At 35.0% G+C, this 13,511-nt stretch carries 12 protein-coding genes; 11 read left to right on the forward strand and 1 reads right to left on the reverse strand.

Features of this window, described 5'->3' with window-relative positions; all coding sequences use genetic code 11:
• The first annotated feature begins 30 nt into the window (after window positions 1-30).
• From mnmG to ACK4M9_RS14420, 7 genes are all read left to right on the forward strand, one after another.
• On the forward strand, window positions 31-1,935 hold the full coding sequence (gene mnmG / locus ACK4M9_RS14390) for a tRNA uridine-5-carboxymethylaminomethyl(34) synthesis enzyme MnmG (RefSeq protein WP_409851892.1): 1,905 nt from the start codon (window positions 31-33) through the stop codon (window positions 1,933-1,935).
• Window positions 1,928-2,641 (forward strand): 16S rRNA (guanine(527)-N(7))-methyltransferase RsmG, encoded by a 714-nt coding sequence (gene rsmG / locus ACK4M9_RS14395; RefSeq protein WP_409851895.1) that lies wholly within the window; start codon window positions 1,928-1,930, stop codon window positions 2,639-2,641. The genes mnmG and rsmG overlap by 8 nt, the downstream gene beginning before the upstream one ends.
• 226 nt (window positions 2,642-2,867) lie before the next feature.
• On the forward strand, window positions 2,868-3,728 hold the full coding sequence (gene noc / locus ACK4M9_RS14400) for a nucleoid occlusion protein (protein ID WP_409851898.1): 861 nt from the start codon (window positions 2,868-2,870) through the stop codon (window positions 3,726-3,728).
• Between the two features lie 250 nt (window positions 3,729-3,978).
• Complete coding sequence (locus tag ACK4M9_RS14405) at window positions 3,979-4,740, forward strand: ParA family protein (protein ID WP_409851901.1); 762 nt, start codon at window positions 3,979-3,981, stop codon at window positions 4,738-4,740.
• Window positions 4,733-5,578, forward strand: coding sequence for a ParB/RepB/Spo0J family partition protein (locus tag ACK4M9_RS14410; RefSeq protein ID WP_409851904.1), 846 nt, complete (start codon window positions 4,733-4,735; stop codon window positions 5,576-5,578). Before ACK4M9_RS14405 ends, ACK4M9_RS14410 begins: the two co-directional genes overlap by 8 nt.
• A 142-nt stretch (window positions 5,579-5,720) precedes the next feature.
• Window positions 5,721-6,881: an aminotransferase class V-fold PLP-dependent enzyme gene (locus ACK4M9_RS14415; RefSeq protein ID WP_409851907.1), complete on the forward strand. Its 1,161-nt coding sequence runs from the start codon at window positions 5,721-5,723 to the stop codon at window positions 6,879-6,881.
• Window positions 6,882-6,894: 13 nt separating this feature from the next.
• A complete protein-coding gene (locus ACK4M9_RS14420; RefSeq protein ID WP_409851909.1) occupies window positions 6,895-7,596 on the forward strand; it encodes a DUF554 domain-containing protein in 702 nt (233 codons plus the stop codon).
• A gap of 101 nt (window positions 7,597-7,697) precedes the next feature.
• Here the strand turns inward: ACK4M9_RS14420 and yyaC are convergent, their stop codons facing one another.
• Window positions 7,698-8,318, reverse strand: a complete 621-nt coding sequence (yyaC, locus tag ACK4M9_RS14425) for a spore protease YyaC (RefSeq protein WP_409851912.1) — start codon at window positions 8,316-8,318, stop codon at window positions 7,698-7,700.
• 98 nt (window positions 8,319-8,416) lie between these two features.
• On the opposite strand from yyaC, the gene ACK4M9_RS14430 reads away from it, so the two are divergent.
• The 4 genes from ACK4M9_RS14430 to ychF all read left to right on the forward strand — a co-directional run bounded on the left by ACK4M9_RS14430 (window position 8,417) and on the right by ychF (window position 13,453).
• Window positions 8,417-9,433: a YkvI family membrane protein gene (locus ACK4M9_RS14430; protein ID WP_409851914.1), complete on the forward strand. Its 1,017-nt coding sequence runs from the start codon at window positions 8,417-8,419 to the stop codon at window positions 9,431-9,433.
• 250 nt (window positions 9,434-9,683) lie between these two features.
• A complete protein-coding gene (locus tag ACK4M9_RS14435; RefSeq protein ID WP_409851917.1) occupies window positions 9,684-9,884 on the forward strand; it encodes a DUF951 domain-containing protein in 201 nt (66 codons plus the stop codon).
• Window positions 9,885-9,958: 74 nt separating this feature from the next.
• Window positions 9,959-11,965: a molybdopterin-dependent oxidoreductase gene (locus tag ACK4M9_RS14440; RefSeq protein WP_409851920.1), complete on the forward strand. Its 2,007-nt coding sequence runs from the start codon at window positions 9,959-9,961 to the stop codon at window positions 11,963-11,965.
• Window positions 11,966-12,352: 387 nt separating this feature from the next.
• Window positions 12,353-13,453, forward strand: a complete 1,101-nt coding sequence (gene ychF, locus ACK4M9_RS14445) for a redox-regulated ATPase YchF (RefSeq protein WP_409851923.1) — start codon at window positions 12,353-12,355, stop codon at window positions 13,451-13,453.
• Window positions 13,454-13,511 lie beyond the last annotated feature (58 nt).

Below are 13,511 nucleotides of genomic sequence, written 5' to 3' on the forward strand. Positions count from 1 at the left end.
CTTTATACTGCAATAAGAGGAGGAAATTAGATGGAATACCATGCTGGTGAGTTTGACGTTATCGTTATTGGAGCGGGGCATGCAGGGGTAGAGGCTGGCTTAGCAGCAGCTCGAATGGGTGCAAATACATTAATGTTAACGTTAAATTTAGATGCAGTCGCTTATATGCCCTGTAATCCTTCTGTAGGTGGGCCTGCAAAAGGAATTGTTGTTCGAGAAATAGACGCTCTCGGTGGAGAGATGGGTAGAAATATTGATAAAACCCATATCCAAATGAGAATGTTAAACACTGCAAAGGGGCCTGCAGTACGTGCACTGCGTGCTCAAGCGGATAAATATTTATATCAACATGAAATGAAAAAAACAATTGAAGAACAAGATAATTTATTGTTACGTCAAGGAATGGTAGAAAAACTAATTGTTGAAGATGGTGTTTGCAAAGGAGTTGTTACTAATACGGGTGCTACATATAAAGCCAAAGCAGTCATTATTACAACTGGTACTTATTTACGAGGGAAAGTTATTCTTGGTGATTTAGCCTATGAAAGTGGACCGAACAATCAACAGCCGTCTGTTAATCTAGCTTATGATTTGATAAATCACGGTTTCCAACTAGTTAGATTTAAAACAGGAACTCCTCCACGTGTTCAAGGGGATACGATTGACTATACTGTGACAGAAATTCAACCTGGTGACGATGAACCTCGAGCTTTTTCATATGAAACGAAAGAATTTAATGTCGATCACCAATTACCTTGTTGGTTAACGTATACGACAGAAGAAACTCATGGTATTATTAATGCCAATTTGCACCGTTCACCTATGTACTCAGGTGTAATAGAAGGGACTGGTCCAAGGTATTGCCCATCAATTGAAGATAAAATTGTTCGTTTTAGCGATAAGCCAAGACATCAAATCTTCTTAGAACCCGAAGGCAAAAATACATCTGAAGTTTATGTTCAAGGGTTTTCAACAAGCTTACCGGAAGAAGTGCAGCTAGAAATGCTAAAAACGATTAAAGGGTTGGAAAATGTAAAAATGATGCGACCAGGTTATGCTATTGAGTATGATGCAGTCGTACCAACTCAACTTTGGCCAACTCTTGAGACCAAACTAGTTCAAAACCTGTTTACAGCAGGTCAAATTAATGGTACATCAGGTTATGAAGAGGCTGCAGGGCAAGGGATTTTTGCAGGGATTAATGCAGCGTTAAAAGCATCGGACCGCGAGCCAATAATTCTTGATCGTTCAGAAGCTTATATTGGTGTTTTAGTTGATGACTTAGTTACCAAAGGTACGAATGAACCTTACCGTTTACTTACTTCAAGAGCAGAGCATCGCTTAGTGCTGCGTCATGATAATGCTGATTTAAGACTTACAGAAATTGGATATAAAGTCGGGCTTATATCTGATGAACGTTACCTACGTTTTGTTGCAAAGCAAGACCAAGTTAAACGGGAAATAGAGCGTTTAGAACAAACGATGATTAGGCCAACAAGTGAAGTGCAGTCATTACTTGCCGATATAGGATCTTCACCTTTGCAAGATGGTTATAAAGCGTCTGTGCTATTAAAACGCCCTGAAATTACGTATCAATTTATTGCGAACCTTTTCCCTAATGAAGAAGAAGTTTCGGCCGAAGTTGCTGAACAAGTTGAAATTCAAATTAAGTATGCTGGATATATTGAAAAGCAATATCAACAAGTTGAAAAAATGAAGAAAATGGATGATAAAAAAATACCTGAAAATCTTGATTATCATGCAATTTCTGGACTAGCAACGGAAGCTCGTCAGAAATTAAGTGAAGTAAGACCACTTTCTGTTGGGCAGGCTTCAAGGGTTTCGGGCGTTAATCCGGCTGACGTATCAATTTTATTAGTCTATTTAGAGCAAGGTAAATTAAAAAGAACGAAAGAAAGTGATGTTCATGAATAAATTACAGTTTCATTCTAGCTTAGCAGAAAAGGGGATTGTTCTGAATGAAACCCAAATGCAACAATTTGAGTCATATTTCCGTGAATTAGTTGAGTGGAATAATAAAATGAATTTAACCGCAATTACTGATGAAGAATCCGTGTATTTAAAGCATTTTTATGATTCGGTTAGTGCAACTTTTTTTCATGATTTTACTAAGCAGTTGCGTCTTGTAGATGTAGGTGCAGGTGCTGGATTTCCAAGTATACCCATTAAAATTTGTTTTCCTCAATTAAACGTAACGATTGTCGATTCTTTAAACAAACGAATATCCTTTTTACAACATTTAGCTACGACGTTAAAGTTAAAAAATGTGTCATTTTTTCATGATCGTGCTGAATCTTTTGCAAAGAAAAAAGAACATCGTGAAAATTATGATTTAGTAATAGCAAGGGCTGTGGCGAGAATGCCGGTTTTAGCTGAACTTTGTTTGCCTTTAGCGAAAGTTGGTGGCTTATTCTTAGCAATGAAAGGTCCAGAAGTAGTTAATGAAATTGCAGATAGTAAAAAGGCGATTGCTACTCTCGGTGGGAAAGTTGTTAGAAATGAAAGCTTATTATTGCCATTTGAAGAGAGTACAAGACATTTTGTTTTTATAGAAAAATCCAAGAAAACACCGAATTCCTACCCAAGGAAACCGGGAACACCTAATAAACAGCCATTATAACAGTTGAATTGGAAGCTGGAGTTAATGAATACAGCTTCCTCTCTAAATCGAGCTGTCTTTTAGTGTAATTATTGTTTCACTAGAGTAGTAGTCTTGATTAAGTTTTTTCAATAAAAATGTTTCACGTGAAACATTTTTGTTGATAATCATGTTATTATAAAGAAGGACTTTCTATCAGTCATGTAGAATTATGGTAGAAAGGTAGTTATCAGAGGGTGGTGTCGCGATGAAGCCGTTTTCACGCCTGTTCGGTTTTAATGAAAAGAGCGAAGAAATAATTGAGCAAGTAGAAAAAATTGAAGAAATTAGTGAAAATGAAGAAGTGAAGCAAATTGCTGTTAAGGATATAGTTCCTAACCGTTTTCAACCACGCACAGTTTTTGTTGATGAACGAATTGACGAATTAGCTCAAACAATAAGAACACATGGGGTAATACAGCCGATTGTTGTCCGTGAACGAGACGGCAGATTTGAAATTATTGCTGGTGAACGACGTTGGAGAGCTGTGACAAAATTAGGGTGGGACAATATTCCTGCGATTGTTAAAGAGTTTAATGATTCGCAAACAGCTTCGGTGGCTTTGATCGAAAATTTACAGCGTGAAGGGTTAACAGCTATTGAAGAAGCGATGGCTTATGCAAAGTTACTAGAATTACACAATTTAACTCAAGAGAGTTTGGCACAACGTCTTGGTAAAGGTCAATCTACTATAGCTAACAAACTTCGTTTACTACAATTACCAGAGAAGGTACAGGAAGCTATTTTAAATCGAGTGATTTCAGAACGTCACGCAAGAGCTCTTCTTTCTGTAAAGGATTTAGTAATACAAGAAAAAATCTTAACTGAAGTTATTGAAAAAGGGTTAAATGTTAAACAAACAGAGGAACTTGTGAAAAAAATTTTAGAAGGTCCTGTTAAGAAGAAAAAACCACAAAGAAAAGCATTCTCAAGAGATATGCGGTTAGCGATGAATACTATCCGTCACTCTTTAGATATGGTAATGAAAAGTGGACTAACGATTGATACAGATGAGGAAGATCACGACGATTATTATCAGTTTACAATTAAAATACCGAAAAATAAATAATTATTGACTAATAAAATTTATGATTATTCTTATTGCTCACTTCCTCGGATTTGAGTTCTTTTTTTGTCCATCACTTCAGAATTTAATAGAAACTGGTTTTTTTTGATTTTTTATTTTAAAAAAATACCTTAGTTTTAAATTTTCATGATAAAATGATACTAATGCAATTTTCGTTAATATACTTTTTCAAACTATTTATTAATATATTTAATTGTAAGATAGAAAGACATGTAAGAGAGTAGGTGAAAGAATGGGGAAAGTAATTGCAATTGCCAATCAAAAAGGCGGTGTCGGTAAAACAACCACAGCAGTCAATTTAAGTGCTTGTCTAGCTCACATTGGGAAAAAGGTATTATTGATAGATGTCGACCCTCAAGGTAATACTACTAGTGGAATCGGAATAGATAAGGGTGATGTAGATAATTGTATTTATAACATTTTAGTCGATGATATAAGCACAAAAGAAGTAATTAGGAAAACATCAGTAGAAGGCCTACATATTATTCCTTCAACTATTCAACTAGCAGGTGCAGAAATAGAACTTGTTCCAACTATTTCAAGGGAAGTTCGTTTAAGAAGAGCTCTTGAACAGGTTGAACTACAGTATGATTACATTATTATTGACTGTCCACCATCATTAGGTTTACTGACAATTAATTCATTAACAGCTGCAAATTCCGTATTGATACCAGTTCAATGTGAGTATTACGCCCTTGAAGGCTTAAGTCAACTTTTGAATACTGTTAGATTGGTTCAGAAGCATTTAAATAAAAACTTAGAAATTGAAGGTGTTTTATTGACAATGCTAGATGCCAGAACTAATTTGGGAATACAAGTGATTGATGAAGTGAAAAAGTATTTCCGAGAAAAGGTTTTTAAAACGATAATTCCAAGAAATGTCCGCTTGAGTGAAGCGCCAAGTCATGGACAACCGATTATTAGTTATGACCCAAAATCTAGGGGTGCTGAAGTATATGTAGATTTGGCAAAGGAAGTGGTTGCGAATGGCTAAAGGTCTAGGCAAGGGAATATCAGCATTTTTTCCAGATGCTATGGACGATAAGCAAGAGCAAATTCAAGAGATTTCTTTAAGTGAATTAAGACCAAATCCTTATCAACCACGAAAATTTTTCTCGGAAGAGTCAATAACAGAGTTGAAGGAGTCCATTTTAAATCATGGAATTTTACAACCATTACTAGTTCGTAAAAGTATTAAAGGCTACGAAATTGTAGTAGGAGAGCGTCGTTTTCGTGCTGCTACAGAAGCGGGTCTAAAAGCAGTCCCTGTTGTTATCAAAGATTTAACAGAAGACAAAATGATGGAATTTGCTCTTATTGAGAACCTTCAACGGGAAGATTTAAATCCTATTGAGGAAGCTGTTGCTTATGATAAACTTATGAAACATTTACAAGTTACTCAAGAACAACTAGCTAAGCGCGTAGGGAAGAGTCGCCCACATATTGCTAACCATTTACGTTTGTTGCAATTACCAAATCAAGTTCAAGCATTAGTCGAAAATGGACAACTTTCAATGGGGCATGGACGGGCTTTACTTGGCCTGAAGAACAAAGAAAAACTGGCGCTTCTACTTAAAAAAGTGCTAGACGAAAACTTAAATGTTCGTCAGTTAGAACAACTAGTTCAGAGTTTAAATGAAAATGTTTCACGTGAAACAATTCGTAAAAAACCGGAACCTTCAATATTTATTAAAGAAAAAGAAGAGTATTTAAGAGAACGATTCGGTACTGCTGTTGCAATAAAAAAGAATAAAAAAAGAGGAAAAATTGAAATTCAATTTTATTCGGAAGATGATTTAGAACGAATATTATCTTTAATAGAAGGATCATAATAGAAGCATCGATTGATCTACTCTATGATCTAATATAGATGTCTCTTAAGAGGTCTGACCCAATCCTTAAGGGTGAGTCTCTTTTTTTATTTACTGTATAACTGTATGAAGTATTGAAAGGTTCATGTAAGGAGGGTAATTTGTGCCAATTATTTATTTTGATCAAGCGGCTTCTTCTTTTCCAAAACCACCAACCGTTGCTAATGCTGTTGCTAAAGCAATCAATGAGTATGGAGCGAATCCTGGACGAGGTGGACATCAATTAGCGAATGATGCGGCATCTGTAATTTATGAAACAAGAGTAAAGTTAGCGAAGCTTTTTGGTGAAAAAGATCCAAAAAATGTTATCTTTTGTCATAATGCAACCCATGCATTAAATCAAGCTATTATGGGTTTTAACTTTAATAAAGGTGATCACATTCTTTCGACATCTTATGAACATAATTCAGTACGAAGACCATTAGAATATTTAAAAAAACAAAAAGGTGTTAAAGTTACGTATTTAAATAGTAATCACAATGGTTACATATCTAGAGAACAGTTATTAAAGGCTATTTCACCTGGGACTAAAATGATTGTTGCAACACATGGTTCTAATCTAACAGGGACAATTTTCCCTATAGAGATGATTGGATCTGTTTGTAAGGAAAAAGGTATTACGTTCTTAGTAGATGCTTCACAAACTGCAGGGATCCTTCCAATTCATATGGGAGAGATGAATATTGATATGCTAGCATTTCCAGGGCATAAGGGCTTACTCGGGCCACAAGGTACTGGTGCACTCATTATAAAGAAATCAGTTGAACTAACGCCACTTTTTTTTGGTGGAACTGGCAGTCACTCTGAGGAAAAAGACCAACCTAATGTGCGTCCTGACCGATATGAAAGTGGTACCCTAAATACACCAGGCATTGCAGGGTTATCTGCGGGAATTGATGAAGTTATTAGTCGAGGTATAGATAACATTTTTCAACACGAGTGGGAGTTAACAAAATATTGTTTAGAAAGACTTCAAAAAATCGCAGGGGTAACATTTTTTGGTCCAGATGTTGATATCAAAAGGTTAGCAGTAATTCCTTTCATTATAGACGGAACAGATGTCCAAGAAATTGCTATGATATTTGACCAACACTATCAAGTAGCACTAAGGGCAGGTCTTCATTGTACACCATTAGCACATGAAACAATTGGAACGTTGGAAGGTGGAACATTACGAGCTAGTTTTGGTTTATATAATACAATAGAAGAGATTGATCAGTGGATTACGATGGTTGAAGAGATAAAAGAAAGTTTAATGGGATAGGAGAAGAAAGTAAATGGTGTTGTTGGGGACAATTGTTAATGGTTTAGCAATTATTATTGGCTCTTTAATTGGTACAAAACTAAGGAATATCCCAGAGAAAGTAAAGGTAACAGTAATGCAAGCTATTGCCTTGGCTGTTATTATCATTGGAGTTGGAATGGGTTTAAAAAGTGAAAACTTCTTAATTGTTATTGGTAGTTTAGCAATCGGCGCAGTTTTAGGTGAAAGATGGGATTTAGAAGATAAACTCAATAGGTTAGGGAAGTGGTTAGAGCTTAAAACAGGCGCGAAAGAACAAGGATCATTTGCTAAAGGGTTTGTAACGGCGACATTAATTTATGTAGTAGGTGCGATGGCTATCGTTGGGGCCCTAGATAGTGGACTTAGAAATGACCATGCAGTACTTTATACTAAATCAATGCTAGATGGTTTTTCTGCGATCTTGTTTACTAGTACACTTGGAATAGGTGTGCTATTTTCAGCTTTCCCTGTGATAATATATCAAGGTACAATTGCTGTTCTTGCGACACAAATTACTCAATTTGTGCCTCAGGAAATAATGGATGCATTTATCGTCGAAATGACTGCAACTGGTGGTGTGATGATATTAGCTATTGGTCTAAACATCCTTGGAGTAACTAAAATAAGAGTAGCAAACTTATTACCAGCAATTCTAGTAGTAGCGGTAATTGTTTCTCTCTTAAGTTTAATTTAACTTTTTTTCACAAAAGATCATACACAAATAATTTACTCATAAAAGAAGACAACCTTTACATATACATGTAAGGAGTTGTCTTTTTTCTATGATTTAAGTAATTAACTAGAAAATAAATTAGGTTTTATACTCTTTAGCATTGAACGTTGTCTTTCTTTATTTAGTTTCAAATCAGTAAGCAGGATACTATCAGCAATTTTGTTGGCCATTTTAATCACGAAGTGAAGTCGAGTGTTCTGAAGAACCATATACTCCATAAATCCACCAACATTTACAATCCCGGTAATATGAATATCTCCGACAGGTGGAAGATTTTTATTTACAGCTGCCCCTGGTTTAACAGGGCCATCAGCAATTGAAATAAAACCAACACTTGTAGAACGTCCTAGACAAGCATCAATTCCAATTACAAAAGAATCAGGATGTTTAGCGTTAATTTCTGATAGTTTTTCTTCTAAGTTTACTGCGTGAATGGGATCTTCTAAAGTTCCGTAAATGTGAAAGAAATTAAGTTTTCTTTCTCTCAATTTTGAACCGATCAATGGACCTAATGAATCGCCTGTTGACCGATCAGTTCCTATGCAGACTATAACAATATCTTTATTTGGTAGTTTTGGTATAAGGTCTAGAAGTTGGATAGAAAAGTCATGTGCGGCATTGCTTTCATCAATATGAACTCGAAAAGGTAGTTGTCTCTTTTTAAAGAGATTACGTGAAATCATCCTATGACCTCCCATCTAATAAATAGTAGTAATAGTATACGGATTAATTTTCCTTTCTATACATATCGTGCGAATAAATTTTGAAAGGTTGGGTTTATATGATAAAAGCAGGACTAAAATGGATGTTTTTAATAATAGGTACGATGATTGGTGCAGGATATGCATCTGGTAGAGAGTTATGGGAGTTTTTTGGTAATGAAAGTGGATTTGCGATTGTATTATTTTCTGTTTTGTTTAGTATATGCTGTTCAGTAATAATGAGAATAAGTTACAGTCAAAAAACAATTCACTACTTGCCAGTGCTACAACTTTTAATGGGAAAAAAGCTAACTAAATTATATGACTACATGATTATTTTGTACTTATTTTCAGTTACAGTCATTATGTTAGCAGGTGGGGGCGCTACATTAGAGGTTTTTAACTTGCCTTATTGGCTAGGTATAATTATTATTTCAGGTTTATTAATTGTATTGTTTTTTTGGGATACAAAGGGGATAACTTCAATGAATTCTATAGTTGTTCCAGTTTTAATTACCTTTTTATTATCAATTTTGCTTTCGTTTCAATTTAAAGAGGGTTTTTCAATTAATTTAAACTTGAATAGTCAAGGGAATTGGCCTTCGGCATTTACTTTTACAGCACTAAACATTTTACCTCTTGTCGCAGTATTAGCTGGAATTGGAAGTGAAATAAAATCCAAAGCAGAAATTTGGATTGCAAGTGTTGGAAGTGGTTTAGTATTAGGGGGGATTTCCTTTCTTTATAACGAATCTTTATTAAAGGTTGCGCATGATATTATGTTTTATGAAATTCCCTTATTTGCAATTCTAAAACAATATCCGTATTTCATGGTACTTGTAATGTCGGTTCTTCTATGGGTTGCAATTTATACAACTGCAGCTTCAGGGCTATTTGGCTTAACAACAAGATTTAGAAGATATCTTTCAGTACCACTATGGGCGTTAGCTTTTTTCTTAATCTTAGCTATGATTCCATTGACAAAAATCGGCTTCTCAACGTTAATTGCGGTTCTATATCCACTTTATGGTGTGCTTAATTTATATATCTTAGCGTCAATCCTTCTATATCCAATAGCAAAGAATTATAGTAGTTAAACAAAGTGGAGGAGAGTACAAAATGTGTTCTCTTCCACATTTATTTTTAAAAGGATGTATTAAATAATAAACTAGGCATCAGTACGTTGATATTTGCGATATATGTTAACTGTTAATGTTTTTGTCTATGAATGAATTTCATTATTGTGCACATTGTTTTACAATAGTTCTTAAGTGATGTGTATTGTATAATAACATATAGATAATGTAGTAAAGATCTGCAATATATAAATTAAAGGAGGGGACGTAAATGGAAAATCAAAAACAATTTGAATTAAATGACGTTGTTGAAATGAAAAAACCTCATCCTTGTGGAGAAAATCGCTGGAAAATCATTCGTTTGGGCATGGATATACGAATAAAATGCCTTGGTTGTGAACATAGTGTATTAATTCCTCGTAAAGAGTTTGGAAGAAAAATAAAAAAAATACTGATAAAGCACGTAGAATAACAATTTAGCAAAAAAGTTAGCACGTTGATAGAAAAATAAACTAAATAGTGCATATGTTGAAGGGAGAGGTTTATATGGAGAAGAAAAGTATATCAGCCTGTCCCCTTAATTGCTGGGATACATGTAGCTTCACTGTAACAGTAGAAAATGACGCTGTAGTCAAGGTAGATGGAAACAAACAACACCCTATCACGAAGGGGCATATATGTAGTAGAGGGAGAATGCTAGAAACACGGACAAACTCTAGTTCCCGAATTATAAAGCCAATGAAGAAGATTGCAGGTAAATTTTCAGAAATAACCTGGGAGCAAGCACTTGATGAAATATCTGATAAGCTAATTTTCAATAAACAAAATTATCGATCTACATCAATTCTTCATAGCCACGACTACTCTAATAATGGTTTATTAAAAAATTTAGATCAGCGCTTTTTTAATTGTTTTGGTGGAGTTACAGAAGTGATAGGTAGTTTATGTTGGGGTTCAGGTATCGAAGCGCAAATATGGGATTTTGGCAATAGTGAGGCACATGCTCCAGAGGATATATTTAATAGCAAGTATACTATCATATGGGGAAGAAATGCTGCTAGTACAAATATTCATTTATACGCTAACTTAATAGAAGCGAAAAAAAGAGGGGTTCATGTAACCGTAATTGATCCACTTTTTCATCAAACGGCCAAATTAGCCGATACCTATATTACTGTTCGGCCGGGGATGGATGGTCTTTTAGCAATTGGTATTATAAAACAGTTAAAAGAGTTAAATTCAATAGATAGCAATTTTGTAGAGAACTACTCATATGGTTTTCAAGAGTTCTCAGAGTATCTTGATACAATTAAAATGTCAGAAATTGTGGCGCAAACCTCAGTTTCTGAAGAAATAATAACGTTATTAGCTAAACAATATAAAAATGGCCCTACTTCTACTTATTTAGGTTTAGGCATACAAAGGTACGCTAATGGTGGACACACAATTAGATTAATAGATGCACTAGTTGCATTAAGTGGAAATGTTGGCATAAAAGGTGGTGGAGCGAATTATGGACATCTCCCAGTAGGCCAATCTTTTGATGTTTCAAACTTAACTTTATCTAATCTAAAGCTTGAGAGTAGGACGTTTACACGAATGAATCAAGCAGAAAAAATATTATCTGAGCAAGACCCGCCTATTAAAATGGCTTTTGTAACTAGAGGTAATCCACTAACACAATTACCAGATACAAACCGTGTAGAAGAAGCATTTAGGTCGATAGAGACGTTAGTTGTTATTGACCAGTTTATGACGGATACTGCAGAATTAGCGGACTACGTACTTCCTTGTACAACAGTATTTGAGGAAGAGGATATTTACTATGCTTCTATGTATCATAGTTATGTAAATTATGGGCCAAAACTTGTAACACCAAAGGGTGAAGCAAGATCTGATCGATGGATTTGGACAGAGCTAGCGAAGCGTTTAGGATTTGGAGAAGATTTCGCTTTTAGTGATGAAGAGTTTTTTCAAATGGGATTACAGTCGTTAAATAAGCACGGGTTTACCTTAGAGAAAATAAAATCAGAAGGATTTCTAAAGCTTCCGATTCAAGAAGTGCCGTGGGCTGATTATAAGTTTAAAACACCAACAGGAAAATACGAGTTTAATTCAACCCTAGCTATAAAAGAAGGAGATGAAGGACAGCTTATCTTTAAATTTCCTTTGGAGTCGAAAAAAAGTCGAAAGGCAAAAGAATATCCGTATCATCTATTGTCGAAGCACCCAAGTAGGTCAAACCATTCGCAAAATTATCATCTAATTGGAGATGACAAATTGGTTGTAGAAATATCTGAAAATATTGCCATTGAACAAAACATTACTGAAGGAGAGGAAATTATTATTTGGAACGACCGTGGCGAGCTCACAGGTTTTGTTAAGATTATGAAAAATTCTCATCCTGAAACGATAAACATTGATGAAGGAAGATGGAAAAAGCTTGGTGGCTCTGTAAATGTACTAACATCATCCGGACAATCGGAAATTGGGTTAGGTGGTATTCAGTATGACTGTTTAGTTGCAATCAAGAAAAAACAAGCTGCGTTATAGAGCTTGTTTTTTCTTTTATGATGCAACGCAGATACCATCGTTTCACTAGAAGTAAATAGAATTGTCCCTATACGATTTGAAAAAGTTGGAGTAGAAAAGCAATCTATTGATAATTTAATGCGTGCTTGTCGTAGCTTACAGGGGTGCTTGCACTTTTCTTGTTTAATCAATATAATTGGGAAGGATTAGAAAGTTTTAGTAAACGTTGAAATAATACTTAAATGTATATAAAAGAGTGAATTTCATAATTACCTTAATCGAGCTATTTCAATCTAAATGTAGTGGCGAATGGTTTTAACGCCACTACATTTAGAACTTAGTAGCGAAAATAATCAATTATGAAATTCATTGAAATACTAATATATTAATGAAGGAAGTGTACGTCGAATGGCTTTAACAACTGGAATTGTTGGTTTGCCTAACGTAGGAAAATCAACATTATTTAATGCAATTACTCAAGCAGGAGCTGAATCTGCTAACTACCCATTTTGTACAATTGATCCTAATGTCGGAATCGTTGAAGTTCCAGATCATCGTTTAACAAAGCTAACGGAGCTGATTGTACCGAAAAAAACAGTTCCAACAGCATTTGAATTTACTGATATTGCTGGAATTGTAGAAGGGGCAAGTAAAGGTGAAGGACTAGGAAATAAATTTTTATCGCATATTCGTCAAGTTGATGCCATCTCACATGTTGTTCGTTGTTTTGAAGATGAAAATATTACGCATGTCTCAGGAAGTGTTGATCCAATTCGTGATATTGAAGTTATTAACTTAGAATTAATTCTTGCTGACCTTGACTCAGCGGAAAAGCGGATTATGCGTGTAGAAAAATTATTGAAACAAAAAGATAAAGAAGCAATGGCCGAGTACGAGATTTTAATTTTACTTAAAGAAGCATTCGAAAATGAGAAACCAGCTAGAAGTGTAGATCTAACAGATGAGCAGAAAAAGATCGTTCAAGGTATGCATTTCTTAACGATGAAACCAGTATTATATGTGGCAAACGTTAATGAAGATGGTTTGCTAGTCGCTGATGAAAACCCACTAGTTCAAAAAGTAAGAGAATTTGCAGCAGCAGAAAACTCTGAAGTTATTGTCGTTTGTGCAAAAATTGAAGAGGAAATCTCTGAGCTAGATGGCGATGAAAAGGCTATGTTCCTTGAGGAGTTAGGGATTAAAGAATCTGGTTTAGATCAACTTATTCGTGCTGCGTATAGCTTATTGGGATTATCAACCTATTTTACTGCAGGTGTTCAAGAAGTTCGGGCATGGACAATACGTAAAGGTACAAAAGCACCACAAGCTGCTGGAGTTATTCATACCGACTTTGAACGTGGTTTTATCCGTGCTGAAGTAGTTGCGTATGATGATTTAGTTGAAGCAGGTTCCCATGCTGCCGCTAAGGAAAAAGGAAAAGTAAGATTAGAAGGAAAAGAATATGTAGTTGCAGATGGCGACGTTATTCATTTTAGATTTAACGTATAGAAGGATACTAATTGATTAGGTAATAAAGACTGTCAAGCTATTATTTAATAAATGTTGA

The organism is Anaerobacillus sp. (assembly GCF_046314235.1).
GTDB lineage: Bacteria > Bacillota > Bacilli > Bacillales > Anaerobacillaceae > Anaerobacillus.